The organism is Agrobacterium sp. BT-220-3 (genome assembly GCF_025910175.1).
Lineage (GTDB): Bacteria > Pseudomonadota > Alphaproteobacteria > Rhizobiales > Rhizobiaceae > Agrobacterium > Agrobacterium oryzihabitans.
The window spans coordinates 94,327-109,592 of record NZ_JAPAIX010000009.1 but is presented as its reverse complement, the minus strand read 5'-3'; the positions used below and the strand labels follow the sequence as shown (position 1 = coordinate 109,592).

The following is a 15,266-nucleotide window of genomic DNA, read 5'->3' as shown; positions in this document are numbered from 1 at the left end:
CGATATCGAGACACCCGACATTCGGCCTTTGGTTCTGGCCGGTTCCGTTGTTTCGCCGCTAAAGTGGAGTAACAAAAATGGCTGTACCAAAAAGAAAAACAAGCCCGTCCAAGCGTGGCATGCGCCGCTCGGCTGACGGTCTCAAGTCTGCAACCTATGTTGAAGACAAGAACTCCGGCGAACTGCGCCGTCCGCACCATATCGATCTGAAGACCGGTATGTATCGCGGCCGTCAGGTTCTGACGCCGAAGGAAAGCGCATAAGCTTTTCCGACATTGTATGTGCAAAAAACCGGCCCTCGTGGCCGGTTTTTTGTTTTCAGGACCGTTTGATGGCTTTTTGCGATCACTTGGAAAATCCGGTCACTCCAGGTTTTTGTTTGAGCATCGGATTACCCGAAAACCGCGGTACACTTTTCGGTCCGATGCTCTACACTCTGTCCGGGAGAGCAGGTCTGGCGCCTGCGGCAGGAGGGGAGCTTCGGTGAAATATCGCTGGATTTTGTTGATGCTTCTCAGCCTCGGTCTCGGCTACGGCGCCGTGACGAAGGGTGGCAGCATCATCGCGGAAAGCTATTTCGGCGAAGTATCCGATCAGGGCCGCACCACCCTCAGGCTGGCCGTCTCTGCCCTCGGCGGGCTTTTGAGCCGTTACGAACCGCTGCCGGCTCTGATTGCCGATCACGACGACATAGAGGAGCTTGTCGCGCATCCGAAGGATGAGGCGCTGCGTCAGCGCGCCAATGTCTATCTCAAATCCATCAACACCCTCTTGGAATCCTCCGATATTTACATCATCACGCTGGACGGAGAGACGATCGCCGCCAGCAATTACGATGGACCGACGAGCTTCGTCGGCGAGAATTTCAGCTACCGACCCTATTTTCAGGATGCCGCAAAGGGCTTCAAGTCACGTTTCTTCGCGCTTGGCACAACCTCTCACAAACGTGGCTATTATTTCTCCGCCCCCATCCTTTTCAACGAGGAGATCAAGGGCGTCATCGTCTTCAAGGTCGATATTGAAGGCATAGAGGCATCCTTCGGTGATGGCGAGAACCGCATCCTCGTCTCCGATCCGGAAGGCATCATCTTCATGACCGGAACGCCGCAATGGCTTTATTCCGGCCTGATGCCGCTGACGCCCGAAAGGCTGGCGCGCACGGAGGCATCCCGCCGCTACGCGAATGCCAGGTTGAAGGAACTGCCGCTGAAAAACGGCAGTTTCGGTTCCCATCAGTTGATGACGATCACCCAGGATGACGGTGAGAGGGAATATCTCGTCCTGTCGCAGCCGATGCCGGATGCGGGCTGGACCGTCAGCGTGCTGATGGATACGGGCTCGCTCAGAACACAGGTCAAGACGGCGATGATTGCGATCATCCTGTGCCTGTGTCTTGCCGCCGCCTTGATCGCGGCCATGCTGCAAAGACGGCGGCGTCTGCGTGAGCGACTGACCCACCAGGCGGAGGCGCAGGCGGAACTGGAACGTCGGGTGGAGGAGCGCACCGCCGATCTGGCGCGGGTGAACCAGGAGATCGAGCACGAAATCGCCGAGCGCCGTCAGACGGAGAAACAATTGCGCAGGATGCAGAACGATCTGGTGCAGGCGGGCAAGCTTGCGGCACTTGGCCAGATGTCGGCGGCGCTGTCACATGAGTTCAACCAGCCGCTTGCCGCCGCCAAGAACTATGCCGAAAACGCTTCGCTACTGGTGGAGCGGGGGCGTCTGGAGGAGGTAACGGAGAACCTCAGGCGTATCTCGGGCCTCATCGACCGCATGGCGTCCATCAGCAAACACCTGAGGAATTTCGCCCGCAAACCCAATGAAAAAATGGCTTCTGTGAGCTTGGACACGGTCGTTCGCGATACGCTCGAGATCGTCGGCGCGCGGCTGAAGGCCGCCGATGCGGTGCTGGATGTTGATCTCGGTCCGGTGCCGCTTGCGGTGAAAGCCGGGCCGGTGCGGCTGCAGCAGGTGCTGGTCAACATCATCTCCAATGCCGCCGATGCGGTGGAAGGGCGCGAGGACCGCCGCATCACTTTGAAAGCCGTGCTGAACGGTCAGACGGTGTCGATTTTCATCCGCGACCGTGGTCCCGGCGTTCCACCGGCAATTTCGGAACGCATCTTCGATCCCTTCTTCACCACAAAAGGCGTGGGGCGCGGCCTCGGTCTCGGCCTTTCCATCACCTATAACATCATCAAGGATTTTGGCGGCCAGCTGCGTGTCAGAAACCATGAAGACGGCGGGGCGGAATTCGAGATCGAATTGCCGGCAGCCGCCTATCGTATGGAGGCGGCGGCGGAATGACCATGTCGCGCGTTCTGTTGATCGATGACGAGGAGGAACTGCGCTTCTCCACCGCGCAGGCGCTGGAGCTTTCCGGTTTTGCCGTCACCATGCTGGCGAGTGCCGAACATGCGCTCGAACTCATCGGCTATAGCTTCGATGGCGTCGTGGTCAGCGATATCAGGATGCCCGGCATGGATGGCATGACGCTGCTGCAGAAGGTGCGGGAGCTTGATCCGGAAATACCTGTCATCCTGATGACGGGTCATGGCGATGTGCAGCTGGCTGTCAACGCCATGCGCAACGGCGCCTATGACTTCATCGAAAAGCCCTTCACCCCGCAATATCTCGCCGGCATCATCAAAAGGGCCAATGACCGGCGGGCGCTGGTGCTGGAAAACCGCCGCCTGAAGGCGGTGGCGGGCAAGCATGACGATCTAGAGACGCGCCTGCCCGGCCGAACCCAGATCATGGTCGATCTGCGTTACCGCATCCGCGCCATCGGTGCGACGGATGCCGATACCCTCATCGTCGGCGATACCGGCGCCGGCAAGGAGGTGGTGGCGCGGGCGCTTCACGATATCAGCGCCAGAGCCAACCGGCCCTTCGTGGCGATCAATTGCGCCGCACTGCCGCAAACGCTGATCGAAAGCGAGCTGTTCGGCCACGAAGCGGGCGCTTTTCCGGGTGCGCTGCGCCCACGCTACGGCAAGTTCGAGCATGCCCGTGGCGGCACCATCCTGCTGGACGAGATCGGCTCCATGCCCTTCGAATTACAGGGCCGGTTCCTGCGTGTGTTGCAGGAAAGGGTTATTACCCGTCTTGGCTCCAATGAAACCGTCGAACTCGATGTCCGCTTCATCGCCACCAGCAAGGTGGATCTGGAGCAGGAGGTCGCGGCCGGCCGGTTCCGTGCAGACCTTCTCTACCGCCTGAACGTGGCGACGCTTCTCGTGCCGTCCCTGTCGCAGCGCAGCGCCGACATACCACTGCTCTTCCTGCATCTGGTGCGGGAGGCCGCCGCCCGCTACGGGCGGGAAGACATGGAGGTTCCGCAACATCTGCTTTCGGTGATTTCCCTGCGTGAGTGGCCGGGCAATGTGCGGGAATTGCGCAATGCCGCGGACCGCTTCGTGCTCGGTCTGGAAAGCGATGTTTCCGAAACGTCGCTGCCGTTTTCTGACGATGGCAGGGCAGCACTTGCCGCAAAGGTCGCCGCGTATGAAAAGAGCCTGATTGCGCGCGCGATCGCCGTCCATGGCGGCAATCTGAAATCCGTCTATGAAAGCCTCGGTATCTCGCGCAAAACGCTCTACGAAAAAATGCAGAAATACGAACTGCACCGGCATATGACCGAGGTGTAATGGGTGGAAATCCACCCATGTATGAGGCCTCATGGGTGGAAATCCACCCATTGCCATCAGTGATAGCGATAAAACAGGGCCTCAGTGCAAGAGCGCCATTGCTGAACGCTGATCCCGGATCGCAAATAGCTCACCCCGGCCGCCATAGAGGAGTATGCGCGGCTGAAGTGGCGAACATTTTCATCCGGGAGGAATCGATGAAAATACTGAAGACAGTTACCGGCCTTGCTGCCGCCGCTGCCGTTTCCCTTTTTGCGCTGTCCGCATCCGCTCAGAACTATCCCGAGCGCAACATCACCATGGTCGTGCCCTTTGCCGCCGGTGGCCCGACGGATACGGTTGCGCGTCTTGTCGCTGAATCCATGTCGAAGGATCTCGGTCAGCAGATCATCGTTGAAAATGTCGGCGGCGCTGGCGGCACGCTGGGCGCCGGCCGCGTGGCGGCGGCGGATCCGGACGGCTACACCGTTCTCCTGCACCATATCGGCATGGCGACGAGCGCCACGCTCTATCGCAAGCTCGCCTATGACACGCTGAACGCATTCGAATATGTCGGTCTCGTCACGGAAGTGCCGATGACCATCCTGTCGCGCAAGAACCTCGAGACCAAGGATCTCAAGGGTCTGATTGAATATGCCAAGGCAAACAAGGACAAGGTCACCGTCGCCAATGCCGGCATCGGCGCCGCCTCGCACCTTTGCGGCATGCTGTTCATGAGCGCCATTGAGACACCGCTCGTCACCGTTCCCTATAAGGGCACCGGTCCGGCCATGACGGATCTGCTCGGCGGCCAGGTCGATATCATGTGCGACCAGACCACCAACACGACCAAGCAGATCCAGGGCGGAACCGTGAAAGCTTACGCCGTCACTTCGGCCAAGCGGCTCGATGTGTTGCCGAACGTACCCACGGTCGCCGAAGAGGGCCTGCCAAAGCTCGAAGTGGGTATCTGGCACGGTATCTACACGCCGAAGGGCACACCTGCCGAAATCAATGAAAAGCTCTCCAAGTCGCTGCAGATCGCGCTGAAGGACAAGAACGTCGCGGCCCGCTTTGCCGAACTTGGCACCACGCCTTCCTCTGAAAGCGATGCGACGCCCGCCGCTCTGAAAGCCAAGCTTGAAAGCGAAATCGCGCGCTGGAAGCCGGTTATCGAGTCCGCCGGCCAATATGCCGACTGATGGTCAAGGAATGGCCGGCGGCACTCTGCCGCCGGCTTTTTGCCATCGATTTAAAGCGCGGATCGGTGTGTCACCGGCCGCAGTGGAGGGGCATCTTTCATGAAGTCGTTTTTCATTGACCCTGCCGAAGCAGCCTGCGGGGCAATTTTCATCGGTCTCGGCGTTTTTTTCGCCCTGCAGTCTTACGGGCTGGAGATCGGGACCGCCTTTCGCATGGGGCCGGGTTATTTTCCGCTTGTTCTGGCAATCGTGCTGATCCTGCTTGGCGGCGTCATCTTCCTGCGATCCACGCGCGTTCAGGGCGACGCCATCGGTGGCATCGCCTGGCGGGGGATCTTTTTCATCCTGCCCGCACCGATCTTTTTCGGCTTCACGGTTCGCGGGCTCGGTTTCGTTCCGGCGCTGTTTTTCAGCGCGCTTATCGCGGCCTTCGCCTCGCACAAGATGAGCCCGGTCATGGCGGTCCTGCTCTCCGCAGCCATCACGGTCTTTTCAGTGGCGGTTTTCGAATATGGTCTCGGTCTGCCCTTCCAGCAGTTCGGTCCCTGGCTTAAATTTTGAGGTCTTGCGATGGATTTGTTCAATAATCTCGCACTCGGTTTTGCCACGGCATCGTCCCTGGAAAACCTGTTCTTCTGCCTGATCGGCGTGCTGCTCGGGACATTGATTGGCGTGCTGCCGGGCATCGGCGCAACGGCGACCATCGCCATGCTCTTGCCGATCACCTTTCAGCTTGAGCCCGTCTCGTCGCTCATCATGCTCGCCGGCATTTATTACGGCGCGCAATATGGCGGCTCCACCACGGCGATCCTGATCAACATGCCGGGTGAATCCTCCTCCGCCGTCACCGCCATCGACGGTTACCAGATGGCCCGCAAGGGCAAGGCAGGGGCAGCACTTGCGATTGCGGCCATCGGCTCGTTTTTCGCCGGTACGGTTTCCACCTTCCTCGTGGCGATCTTTGCGCCGCCTTTGACGGCGATTGCGCTTGAATTCGGCGCGGCGGAATATTTCTCGCTGATGGTCGTCGGCCTCGTCTCCTCCATCGCGCTTGCCCACGGCTCCATCGTCAAGGCGCTTGCCATGGTGGTGCTCGGCCTGCTGCTCGGCCTGGTCGGCACGGATATCTATAGCGGCACACCCCGCTTCACCCTCGGCATCCGTGAATATGCCGATGGCCTGAACTTCGTGGCGGTGGCCGTCGGCGTATTCGGCATCGCCGAAATCCTGCGTAATCTCGAAAATGAGCGCACGCGCTCGGTGCTGATCGCCAAGGTCAGCGGCCTGATGCCGACGAAAGAGGATTTCAAGGCGATGATCGGGCCGGTACTGCGCGGCACGGCCATTGGTTCGGCGCTGGGCATCCTGCCCGGCGGCGGGGCAATCCTTGCTGCCTTCGCATCCTACACGGTGGAAAAACGCGTCTCCAAGAACCCGGAAGAATTCGGGCACGGCGCGGTTGCCGGTGTTGCCGGTCCGGAATCCGCCAACAATGCGGGTGCACAGACCTCCTTCATCCCGCTTCTGACGCTCGGCATTCCGGCCAACCCGGTCATGGCGCTGATGATCGGTGCGATGATCATTCAGGGCATCGTGCCGGGTCCGAACGTTGCAACCGAACAGCCGGCGCTGTTCTGGGGCATCATCGCCTCCATGTGGATCGGCAATCTGATGCTCGTCATCCTCAACCTGCCGCTGATCGGTCTGTGGGTGAAGCTCCTGACGGTGCCCTATTACGTGCTTTTCCCCATCATCATGGCCTTCTGTGCCATCGGGGTCTACAGCGTCAATTCCAACGTCTATGATCTCTATGCCGTCGCCTTCTTCGGCTTCATCGGATACGTGCTGGTCAAATTGCGCTGCGAGCCGGCGCCTCTGTTGCTGGGCTTTGTTCTCGGTCCGCTGCTGGAGGAAAACCTGCGGCGCGCCATGATCCTGTCGCGTGGCGATCCAATGACTTTCGTCACCCGACCGATCAGCGCCACGCTGCTCTTCATTGCTCTGGCCGTACTGATCGTCGTCTTCCTGCCAAGCGTGAAGAAGAAACGCGAAGAGGTCTTCGTCGAAGAGGACTGAGAAAAATCAAGAAAAATTCAGACGCCGGTGATGGAAACGTCGCCGGCGTTTTTCGTTGAATGGATCATCGTGACGAATCCGCTTCACGAAAGCGGCGTATGGTTGACTTGGGAGCTTTTAGGGCCAAGGAAGGGCGGGAAAGAGAGATCGATATGACGTCGGAAACCGAAAAACGGATCATCGCGCTTGAGGAAACGATCGCGCATCAGGCGAAGGCCATTGAGGAACTGTCCGATCAGCTGGCGGAACAGTGGAAGGTGGTGGAACAGACCCGCGCCAAGCTCGACCGCCTGACGGAAAGGTTCTTGAGCCTTGAGGAGCAATCGCTGGAAGCGCCATCCATCACCAGGCCGCCGCATTACTGACAGGGAAGACCCGATGAAAAAAGACACAGATGCACTTTCCACCGAAATCGTGGATTTCTGGAAGAAGGCCGGACCGGACAAATGGTTCGACAAGGACGCTGCCTTCGATAGCCACTTCCATGACCGCTTCCGCGATGCCCATTTTGCTGCCGCAAGGCGCGAACTGGATGACTGGCTGGAGAGCGCGGAAAGCAGCCTCGCGCTGATGCTTCTGCTGGATCAGTTCCCGCGCAACTGCTTTCGCGATACAGCGCATATGTATGCGACCGATCCGCTGGCACGGCTCTTCGCCGATGAGGCGATCCGCCGTGGCCATGATCAGGCGGTGGGTGAGGATTTGCGCGTTTTCTTCTATCTGCCCTTTTCGCATGCGGAAGACCTCAGGGATCAAGAGCGTGCCTGCACCCTCAACCAGCCGCTTGGCGGGCTTTATCTCCACCATGCCGAAGAGCACCGCGATATCGTCAAGCGCTTCGGCCGTTTTCCCCATCGCAACGACATATTGCTGCGGGAAACGACGCCGGAGGAACGGCAATATCTTGAAGAGGGCGGTTTTTCCGGCTGATCTCCAAACAAAAACGCCGCCTGTCCTAAAAGACGGCGGCGTTTATCATTCATAACAACGGCGGCGATCAGCCGTCGAAGAATTCCTTCATCCGGGCAAAGAAGCCGGTCGATTCCGGATTGTTCTCCTTGGAGGAGAGCTGCTCGAACTCCTGCAACAGCTCACGTTGACGCTTGCTGAGCTTCTGCGGCGTTTCGATCTGAATCTGGATATAAAGGTCGCCCGTCTGCGCCGAACGCAGCACCGGCATGCCCTTGCCCTTCAGGCGGAACTGCTTGCCCGGCTGGGTACCTTCTGGAACCGTGACGCGCGACTTCGTGCCGTCGAGCGTCGTGACATCGAAGGTGCCGCCGAGTGCCGCCGTCGTCATGGAGATCGGCACGGTGCAATAAAGATCAGCACCGTCACGCTGGAAGAACTCATGCGGACGCACGGACAGGAAGATGTAAAGATCGCCCGCCGGGCCACCGCGCATGCCGGCTTCGCCTTCGCCCTGCAGGCGAATGCGGGTGCCGTCCTCGATGCCCGAGGGAATGTTGACGGAGAGCGAACGCTCTTCCGTCACACGACCCTGACCGTGGCACTTGCCGCAGGGATCGGAAATCGTCTGTCCGCGACCATGGCAGGTCGGGCAGGTGCGCTCCACCGAGAAGAAACCCTGCGCGGCGCGCACGCGGCCGGAACCCTGACAGGTGGCGCAGGTCTTGGGTTGCGTGCCGGGCTTGGCGCCCGAGCCGGAACAGACGTCGCAGGTGATCGAGGTCGGAACCCTGATCTGCGCTGTCTTGCCGGTGAAGGCCTCTTCCAGCGTGATTTCCATATTGTAGCGAAGGTCGGCACCGCGTTCACGCCCGCCGGAAGAGCGGCGCGCCCGCCCGCCGCCCATCATCTCGCCGAAGATATCCTCGAAGATATCGGAGAAGCCGCCATTGGCGAAACCGCCGCCGCCAAAGCCACCGCCACCGCCGCCCATGCCACCGTTTTCAAACGCGGCGTGGCCGAAACGGTCATAGGCCGCGCGCTTCTGCGGGTCCTTCAGCGTTTCATAGGCTTCGTTGATTTCTTTGAATTTCCGTTCGGAATCGGCATCATCAGGGTTTTTGTCCGGATGGTATTTCATCGCGAGTTTGCGGAAGGCGCTTTTCAGCTCTTTTTCGTCCGCGGTCTTGCTGACGCCAAGTGTTTCGTAAAAGTCTGCTTTCGCCATTAAGATAACAAGCCCCGCAAATGGATTTCCGGCTGCACGTCGGCAGCCGGATGTCTTGCATATATAAAGAAGAGACCGGAAGTCACGCGATTACGCGGACTTCTTGTCGTCCTTGATTTCCTCATAGTCGGCGTCAACGACGTCGTCCTTGCCGCCTTCTGCGGAAGCGTCGCCGGCCTCGGCCTGCTGCGCTTCGTAGATGGCCTGACCGAGCTTCATGGAAACTTCCATGAGGGTCTGGGTCTTCGCCTGAATGTCGTCTGCATCCGGTTCGGAAGCTTCAACGGCGGTCTTCAGGCTGGCAATGGCGTCTTCGATGGCCTTGCGGTCCGTCTCGGAAACCTTATCGCCATATTCCTTCACCGACTTCTCGGTGGAGTGAATGAGGCTTTCGGCCTGGTTCTTCGCCTCGACACCGGCGCGACGCTTCTTGTCGGCCTCGGCATTGGCTTCGGCGTCCTTGACCATCTTTTCGATGTCGGCATCGGAAAGACCACCGGAGGCCTGGATGCGGATCTGCTGCTCCTTGCCGGTGCCCTTGTCCTTGGCCGAAACCTGCACGATGCCGTTGGCATCGATATCGAAGGTCACTTCGATCTGCGGAACGCCGCGGGGCGACGGCGGCAGGCCGACGAGGTCGAACTGGCCGAGCAGCTTGTTGTCCTGCGCCATTTCGCGCTCGCCCTGCGAAACGCGGATGGTCACGGCCGACTGGTTGTCTTCGGCGGTCGAGAAGGTCTGGCTCTTCTTTGTCGGGATCGTCGTGTTGCGATCGATCAGACGGGTGAAGACGCCACCGAGCGTTTCGATGCCGAGCGACAGCGGGGTCACGTCGAGCAGCAGAACGTCCTTGACGTCGCCCTGCAGAACGCCAGCCTGGATGGCGGCGCCCATGGCAACCACTTCGTCAGGGTTCACGCCCTTGTGCGGCTCCTTGCCGAACAGCTGCTTGACGACCTCCTGTACCTTCGGCATGCGGCTCATGCCACCGACGAGAACAACTTCATCGATCTCGGCAGCGGTAACGCCGGCATCCTTGAGGGCTGCCTTGCAGGGAGCGACGGTGCGCTGCACCAGATCGTCCACCAGGCTTTCGAACTTGGCGCGGGTCAGCTTCAGCGTCAGGTGCTTCGGACCGGAAGCGTCCGCCGTGATGAACGGCAGGTTGATTTCGGTCTGCTGCGAGGACGAAAGTTCGATCTTCGCCTTTTCGGCAGCTTCCTTGAGGCGCTGCAGAGCGAGCTTGTCGTTCTTCAGGTCGATGCCCTGATCCTTCTTGAACTCGCCGGCCAGATATTCGACCAGACGCATATCGAAGTCTTCACCACCAAGGAAGGTATCGCCGTTGGTGGACTTCACTTCGAAGACGCCGTCGCCGATTTCCAGAACGGAAATATCGAAGGTACCGCCGCCAAGGTCGTAAACGGCGATGGTCTTGCCGTCCTTCTTGTCGAGGCCGTAAGCGAGGGCTGCCGCGGTCGGCTCGTTGATGATGCGCAGAACATCCAGACCGGCAATGCGGCCGGCATCCTTGGTTGCCTGGCGCTGGGCGTCGTTGAAGTAGGCCGGAACGGTGATGACGGCCTTCTCGACCTTTTCGCCGAGATAGGATTCAGCCGTTTCCTTCATCTTCTGAAGGATCATCGCGGAAATCTGCGAAGGGGAATAATTCTTGTCCTGCGCCTTCACCCATGCGTCGCCATTGTCGCCCTTGACGATTTCAAAGGGGACGAGGGCCTTGTCCTTTTCAACGGTCGGGTCTTCGTAACGGCGGCCGATGAGGCGCTTGACCGCAAACAGGGTGTTGGTCGGGTTGGTGACCGCCTGGCGCTTGGCCGGCTGGCCGACAAGGCGTTCGCCATCGTCGGAAAATGCCACCATGGACGGCGTGGTGCGCGCGCCTTCCGCGTTTTCAATGACTTTCGTGTCCTTGCCGTCCATCACTGCGACGCAGGAATTGGTCGTGCCAAGGTCGATACCGATTACTTTTGCCATGCTCTTCTCTCCTTGAAGCGAGCTGTCGGAACCCCGTGAGGCATTCCATGGACAGCTCCTTGACTTGGATTTGCAGTATTCGCTGCAGTTATGCGGCGTATATAAGGAGCGATTTTTCCTGCTGCAAGGCGCAAGAGCGGGCGAACCGCAGCAAAAAAGCGGATGAATCCCTTTCTTTGCAGAAGCATAGCCATCAACGCTTGCGGAAGCGGCAAAACGCGACTTTGGCGGTACGCCGCGCCGTCGTTCGGTGCGGCCGGGTTGGGCGCTGGCGAATCTTGGTTCTGGCGCTGATGGAGATGGCGTGAAATGGCGGACGGGCAACGACGTCCACCCCATAATCCTCTAAAATCGTTTTCACTGGACCAGCGCGCTACCGCGAATCTTGTACATGCTTGATCAGTGCTCGCATCTTTGGCGCCATGTTGCGACGCTGGGGAAAGTACACGAAAAAGCCGGGAAAGGGCGGCAGGAAGTCTTCGAGCAGGGGGACGAGTTTCCCGTTTTCCACAAATGGCAGAAAGGTTTCCTCTAACGCAAAGGTGATCCCGCCCCCGGCAAGTGCGGCGCGCAGCATCAGACGCAGATCATTGGTGGTAATCTGTGGCTCGACAGCAACGTCGAAGGGCACGCCGTTCTCCTCGAACTCCCAGCGGTAGGGCGCGACGTTCGGTGCCGGGCGCCAGCCGATGCACCGATGATGGACCAGATCGCGTGGATGCGCCGGTGCGCCGTGGGCAGCGAGATATGCGGGGGACGCGACGACCATCTCCCTTTGTTCGCGAGTGAGGGGGATCGCGATCATGTCCTGCTCGATCACCTCGCCCAGCCTGATGCCTGCGTCGTAACCGGCGGCAACGATGTCGAACTCTTCGTCCGTGACAGTGACGTCGATGGTCACGCCGGGATAGGCCGCTGCGAACGAAGCGATGAACGGACCTGACAAAAACGTCTCTGCGATTGAGGTTGCTGCAATCCTGAGGAGACCACGTGGTGCGTTTTCCGTCGCTATATCCTCAAGCGCCGTGCCGAGATCGCAGAGCGGTCGCGATACGGCTTCAAAAAGCTGCTCGCCCGCTTCCGTCAAGCGCACGGAACGCGTGGTGCGCATCACCAATGCCGTTCCCAAAGCATCCTCAAGCCGTCGCATCCCCTGGCTGACGGCCGACCGCGTCACACCGAGACGATCAGCGGCAGCGCGGAAATTGTGCTCCTCCGCGACAGCGAGGAAAAGCGGCAGGAGATTGAGGTCGATCTTCATTGTCCAGCCTGGCTAACCATCCAGTAAAGCAGTCGATAGCTACCGGAACCGTCGGTAATCGTCCATCTTCTTTGCAGGAAAAACGGCATGAAAGATCATCGTCGCCGGCGCCCCCATCGAAACGCTGCCGGTTGTGCCGACGAGGGGCGGTCCACTGCGCCACCGACGCGCCGCTGAAAGTGGACACCACGAAATCACCACCCGGCCGAGCGCATCGGGCAATTGATGCCCGGCCGAGAAGCCGATCCGCAGCAACCTTAACAGAACGGAGTCATCCCATGAGTTTTGTGTCACTTGCCCAAAACACCATAACCGATGCGCGCAGTCTGATGATTGCCCTTGCCCTGACGGTTATCACTGTACCGGCACAGGCCAGCACCACCACGGCACCAGCCGCGGAAACCCAAACCCGGAACGAAGCCGCCGTTCGCGACGCCTTTGATGGATGGGCGGCCGGACGCGGCAATGTCTTCGACCTGTTGGCACCCAACGTCCGCTGGACGATCCATGGTTCCGGCCCGGTCGCCGACACCTACAACGGAGTAGAGGATTTCCTGCAACGGGGCTCCGTCCCCCTTGTCAGCCGTCTAGCAGGCCCGCTGACACCGCAAGTGCATCATATCTGGGCCGTCGGGGACAGGGTCATCATCCGTTTCGACGCCTCGGCCACCACGACGTCGGGAGCACCCTATCGCAACCAGTTTGTCTGGATATTTCGGATGGAGGGCGGCTCGGTCGTCGAGGCCGAGGCCTTCCTGGACCTGGTCGCCTATCAGCAGGTCGTCGACAACAACGAGCCGCGCCAGCCCTAAGCCGTCATGGCCCACCGAGGACGGCCGTAACGGCGGTCGTCCTCTTAACTGTCACCACCAACATATGAAACGAGGAGTTCGACCATGCGCAGCTTTGCAGCCCTTATCGCCGCAACGCTTCTGGCCCAACCCGCGATAGCCGAGGAAAAAGAATTGCAGGCCAACCACCCCTATGTCGGCCTCTGGGTCACTGAGGACAACCGTATCCGACACGAGCTTCTCCCTAATGGCCGCTACGTCGAAGCGCGTGGGACACGCGAGCGCGCCTATGAAGGACGCTACGAAGTCACTGGCACGCACATCGAATATTGGGACGACACCGGCTTCACCGCGGATGGCGATTTCATCGGCGACGTTCTGCACCACGCCGGCATGATCTTATATCGTCAATGAGGAGGGGCGGCACGCCTCTGGCGTGACGAGGGTTCGGTCCATTCTCTCGCGGCTGGCGTGAAATGGCGGACAGGGTGGTTATAACATACACCTTGAAAAACAATCCGTTGCTTCGTCTAACTCCACAGATTTAGCCATTGAAAAATCAGGCGAATTTGTCGCAACGGCCAACCGTGTCGCGATGGCTGCGCTCTGGCTTCACCAGCACCGTGGCGAATTCACCGGCTCCGCCATTCCCATTCTGAAAGAGCGCTTCGGCCTTCGTAACCTCGAAGCGATTGAGGCAACGAAGCAGGCCCACGCGCTGGCCTATCCGGGGGCGTGACATGGCGCTCCTGAAAGAAAACGATATTCTTTTCGCTCACAAGGCGCTGACGCTCATGTCTGGCCTCACGGACGCCACCAAGCGCGTTGCAGGGGCGATTATCGATCATTTCAACAAATGCACTGGTCAATGCGATCCGGGCATTGATCGTCTTTCCACGATGCTCGGTATCAACCGTGCAACCGTCATTCGCGCCACGGAAATGCTTGATGAGCTTGGCTTGATCGAAAAGGCCAGTCATGGCGGAAAGATGCACCGTGCCAGCTACCGCCCAAACTGGGAGCGTTTTCAGGCCATCGTTGCGGATTGGGATGCGCGCATGAAAAACGGCGATGCACCGGCCAAGGCGGAGGCGGCGGAAGATGCGGCAAACGTCGCAGGCGTGCGACGTTCAAGGTCGCAGGGATGCGACGTTAAAGGTCGCAAGGATGCGACCCAAACCCTTCGAAAGAACCCTTCGAATAAACCTATCGAAACGGAGCAAGTGGAAACGCAGGGCGCAAAGCCGCCTCCGGCACCTCCGCAGAAACCGTCAGATGGGCTTTGGAAAGGGAACAAGCCGGTTGCACAGCGATCCATGCTCTTGCCGATCAATGGCGGCAGGAACGTCAGTCATGCCGAAGCGGCGAGGTCTGCGGCGGAGCGCCGCTGGTATTCGCAGGTGCACGGGCTGGGCGAACGTGCCGAAGCTGACGTGCTGGACTGGATGACGTGGGACCGGCAGGAAGCGGCGACCCAAGCCGAATTGCAGCGCAAGGGCGGCGGCTTCGCCTACATCGTCGCGGCGATGCAGATGGACAGGATGCAAGCCCATGCCTGACCAGACGCCGCTTTCGCCTGCGATGACGGCCCGCCTGCTGGAACTGGCAAGGCAGGTGCAGCGCCTCACGCCATCCCACCGTCACCCCGAACGCTTCCACGAAAACAAGAGCGAGGTCGTTGCCGCCCTTCGCCGATTGGCTAACGCTTCCGAAAGGGATCACGCATGAAACACCCTCGTATTCACGATCTTCGTCAGCGCACGATTGAACTGGTGGACGGCATGTTCGCCGAGACTGTGCGCCTGTCGTTCATGAAGAACGGGACAACCGATCCAGCCCGCCCGCAGTGGGAGATTGACGCCATCCTTCGCGTCAACGCCGGTTCGTCCATGTCGCTCAATGGCGGTGGCGTGGACTTCAAGAGCCGCTTCATTGTCGCTGGCGGAGAACTGCACATCGACCGTGCGAAGTATCCCGACCTTGTGGTGCGCAAGGATGACCGTGTGAGGGCGATGGTCCGACCCGGACAGCCGTTGTTTGCAGTCGCTTCGGTCGATGATCGCAACACGGGTCGGTTGGTCTTGCAGCTTGGGGCGGTCTGATGGGTCCTTCCGGGGGTAGCGCCTTAGCGGGGGCGCGCGATCCCGGAATTTCGGGCTATGCAATAAAAAT

General features: G+C 59.7%; 17 protein-coding genes. 14 read left to right on the top strand and 3 right to left on the bottom strand.

What is annotated here, in order from left to right; genetic code table 11:
* Window positions 1-77: 77 nt before the first annotated feature.
* From rpmF to OK142_RS19830, 8 genes are all read left to right on the top strand, one after another.
* On the top strand, window positions 78-263 hold the full coding sequence (gene rpmF, locus OK142_RS19865) for a 50S ribosomal protein L32 (RefSeq protein ID WP_003507205.1): 186 nt from the start codon (window positions 78-80) through the stop codon (window positions 261-263).
* Between the two features lie 244 nt (window positions 264-507).
* On the top strand, window positions 508-2,310 hold the full coding sequence (locus tag OK142_RS19860) for a sensor histidine kinase (protein ID WP_498684741.1): 1,803 nt from the start codon (window positions 508-510) through the stop codon (window positions 2,308-2,310).
* Window positions 2,307-3,653: a sigma-54-dependent transcriptional regulator gene (locus OK142_RS19855; RefSeq protein WP_003493012.1), complete on the top strand. Its 1,347-nt coding sequence runs from the start codon at window positions 2,307-2,309 to the stop codon at window positions 3,651-3,653. The genes OK142_RS19860 and OK142_RS19855 overlap by 4 nt, the downstream gene beginning before the upstream one ends.
* Before the next feature lie 197 nt (window positions 3,654-3,850).
* Complete coding sequence (locus OK142_RS19850; protein WP_035241945.1) at window positions 3,851-4,834, top strand: tripartite tricarboxylate transporter substrate-binding protein; 984 nt, start codon at window positions 3,851-3,853, stop codon at window positions 4,832-4,834.
* Window positions 4,835-4,933: 99 nt separating this feature from the next.
* Window positions 4,934-5,395 carry a tripartite tricarboxylate transporter TctB family protein gene (locus tag OK142_RS19845; protein WP_082183407.1) on the top strand — a complete coding sequence of 154 codons (462 nt, stop codon included), beginning with the start codon at window positions 4,934-4,936 and terminating at the stop codon, window positions 5,393-5,395.
* A 9-nt stretch (window positions 5,396-5,404) separates the two neighbouring features.
* Window positions 5,405-6,910: a tripartite tricarboxylate transporter permease gene (locus tag OK142_RS19840; protein ID WP_003493017.1), complete on the top strand. Its 1,506-nt coding sequence runs from the start codon at window positions 5,405-5,407 to the stop codon at window positions 6,908-6,910.
* 152 nt (window positions 6,911-7,062) lie between these two features.
* Window positions 7,063-7,275 carry a SlyX family protein gene (locus OK142_RS19835; RefSeq protein ID WP_003493020.1) on the top strand — a complete coding sequence of 71 codons (213 nt, stop codon included), beginning with the start codon at window positions 7,063-7,065 and terminating at the stop codon, window positions 7,273-7,275.
* A gap of 13 nt (window positions 7,276-7,288) precedes the next feature.
* The gene (locus OK142_RS19830; protein ID WP_082183410.1) at window positions 7,289-7,840 is read left to right on the top strand and encodes a DUF924 family protein; all 552 of its coding nucleotides are present in this window, start codon (window positions 7,289-7,291) and stop codon (window positions 7,838-7,840) included.
* A gap of 67 nt (window positions 7,841-7,907) precedes the next feature.
* Here the strand turns inward: OK142_RS19830 and dnaJ are convergent, their stop codons facing one another.
* The 3 genes from dnaJ to OK142_RS19815 form a co-directional block, all read right to left on the bottom strand.
* Entirely contained in the window at window positions 7,908-9,047 is a 1,140-nt protein-coding gene (gene dnaJ, locus OK142_RS19825; RefSeq protein ID WP_003493025.1) for a molecular chaperone DnaJ, read from the bottom strand.
* 90 nt (window positions 9,048-9,137) lie between these two features.
* The gene (gene dnaK / locus OK142_RS19820) at window positions 9,138-11,042 is read right to left on the bottom strand and encodes a molecular chaperone DnaK (RefSeq protein ID WP_003493032.1); all 1,905 of its coding nucleotides are present in this window, start codon (window positions 11,040-11,042) and stop codon (window positions 9,138-9,140) included.
* Between the two features lie 373 nt (window positions 11,043-11,415).
* On the bottom strand, window positions 11,416-12,303 hold the full coding sequence (locus OK142_RS19815; protein ID WP_003493036.1) for a LysR family transcriptional regulator: 888 nt from the start codon (window positions 12,301-12,303) through the stop codon (window positions 11,416-11,418).
* Between the two features lie 278 nt (window positions 12,304-12,581).
* Between OK142_RS19815 and OK142_RS19810 the strand changes: the two genes are divergently transcribed.
* The 6 genes from OK142_RS19810 to OK142_RS19785 all read left to right on the top strand — a co-directional run bounded on the left by OK142_RS19810 (window position 12,582) and on the right by OK142_RS19785 (window position 15,196).
* Window positions 12,582-13,115 (top strand): nuclear transport factor 2 family protein, encoded by a 534-nt coding sequence (locus OK142_RS19810; RefSeq protein WP_216330478.1) that lies wholly within the window; start codon window positions 12,582-12,584, stop codon window positions 13,113-13,115.
* 84 nt (window positions 13,116-13,199) lie between these two features.
* Entirely contained in the window at window positions 13,200-13,508 is a 309-nt protein-coding gene (locus OK142_RS19805; RefSeq protein WP_003493042.1) for an Atu4866 domain-containing protein, read from the top strand.
* 181 nt (window positions 13,509-13,689) lie between these two features.
* Window positions 13,690-13,833 carry a hypothetical protein gene (locus tag OK142_RS19800; protein ID WP_498684736.1) on the top strand — a complete coding sequence of 48 codons (144 nt, stop codon included), beginning with the start codon at window positions 13,690-13,692 and terminating at the stop codon, window positions 13,831-13,833.
* 1 nt (window position 13,834) lies between these two features.
* Window positions 13,835-14,653 carry a helix-turn-helix domain-containing protein gene (locus OK142_RS19795; RefSeq protein ID WP_498684734.1) on the top strand — a complete coding sequence of 273 codons (819 nt, stop codon included), beginning with the start codon at window positions 13,835-13,837 and terminating at the stop codon, window positions 14,651-14,653.
* Window positions 14,646-14,822: a hypothetical protein gene (locus tag OK142_RS19790; RefSeq protein WP_498684733.1), complete on the top strand. Its 177-nt coding sequence runs from the start codon at window positions 14,646-14,648 to the stop codon at window positions 14,820-14,822. Before OK142_RS19795 ends, OK142_RS19790 begins: the two co-directional genes overlap by 8 nt.
* Window positions 14,819-15,196 (top strand): hypothetical protein, encoded by a 378-nt coding sequence (locus OK142_RS19785; RefSeq protein ID WP_498684732.1) that lies wholly within the window; start codon window positions 14,819-14,821, stop codon window positions 15,194-15,196. Before OK142_RS19790 ends, OK142_RS19785 begins: the two co-directional genes overlap by 4 nt.
* Window positions 15,197-15,266 lie beyond the last annotated feature (70 nt).

What these genes read in the sequence shown, in the direction of transcription:
- OK142_RS19835 (WP_003493020.1), top strand. Translation starts at nt 7,063, where the DNA reads ATGACGTCGGAAACCGAAAAACGGATCATCGCGCTTGAGGAAACGATC.
- OK142_RS19815 (WP_003493036.1), bottom strand. Translation starts at nt 12,303, where the DNA reads ATGAAGATCGACCTCAATCTCCTGCCGCTTTTCCTCGCTGTCGCGGAG.
- OK142_RS19805 (WP_003493042.1), top strand. Translation starts at nt 13,200, where the DNA reads ATGCGCAGCTTTGCAGCCCTTATCGCCGCAACGCTTCTGGCCCAACCC.
- OK142_RS19810 (WP_216330478.1), top strand. Translation starts at nt 12,582, where the DNA reads ATGAGTTTTGTGTCACTTGCCCAAAACACCATAACCGATGCGCGCAGT.
- OK142_RS19790 (WP_498684733.1), top strand. Translation starts at nt 14,646, where the DNA reads ATGCCTGACCAGACGCCGCTTTCGCCTGCGATGACGGCCCGCCTGCTG.
- OK142_RS19785 (WP_498684732.1), top strand. Translation starts at nt 14,819, where the DNA reads ATGAAACACCCTCGTATTCACGATCTTCGTCAGCGCACGATTGAACTG.
- OK142_RS19845 (WP_082183407.1), top strand. Translation starts at nt 4,934, where the DNA reads ATGAAGTCGTTTTTCATTGACCCTGCCGAAGCAGCCTGCGGGGCAATT.
- dnaK (WP_003493032.1), bottom strand. Translation starts at nt 11,042, where the DNA reads ATGGCAAAAGTAATCGGTATCGACCTTGGCACGACCAATTCCTGCGTC.
- OK142_RS19795 (WP_498684734.1), top strand. Translation starts at nt 13,835, where the DNA reads ATGGCGCTCCTGAAAGAAAACGATATTCTTTTCGCTCACAAGGCGCTG.
- OK142_RS19855 (WP_003493012.1), top strand. Translation starts at nt 2,307, where the DNA reads ATGACCATGTCGCGCGTTCTGTTGATCGATGACGAGGAGGAACTGCGC.
- dnaJ (WP_003493025.1), bottom strand. Translation starts at nt 9,047, where the DNA reads ATGGCGAAAGCAGACTTTTACGAAACACTTGGCGTCAGCAAGACCGCG.
- OK142_RS19840 (WP_003493017.1), top strand. Translation starts at nt 5,405, where the DNA reads ATGGATTTGTTCAATAATCTCGCACTCGGTTTTGCCACGGCATCGTCC.
- OK142_RS19850 (WP_035241945.1), top strand. Translation starts at nt 3,851, where the DNA reads ATGAAAATACTGAAGACAGTTACCGGCCTTGCTGCCGCCGCTGCCGTT.
- OK142_RS19830 (WP_082183410.1), top strand. Translation starts at nt 7,289, where the DNA reads ATGAAAAAAGACACAGATGCACTTTCCACCGAAATCGTGGATTTCTGG.
- OK142_RS19860 (WP_498684741.1), top strand. Translation starts at nt 508, where the DNA reads ATGCTTCTCAGCCTCGGTCTCGGCTACGGCGCCGTGACGAAGGGTGGC.
- OK142_RS19800 (WP_498684736.1), top strand. Translation starts at nt 13,690, where the DNA reads ATGGCTGCGCTCTGGCTTCACCAGCACCGTGGCGAATTCACCGGCTCC.
- rpmF (WP_003507205.1), top strand. Translation starts at nt 78, where the DNA reads ATGGCTGTACCAAAAAGAAAAACAAGCCCGTCCAAGCGTGGCATGCGC.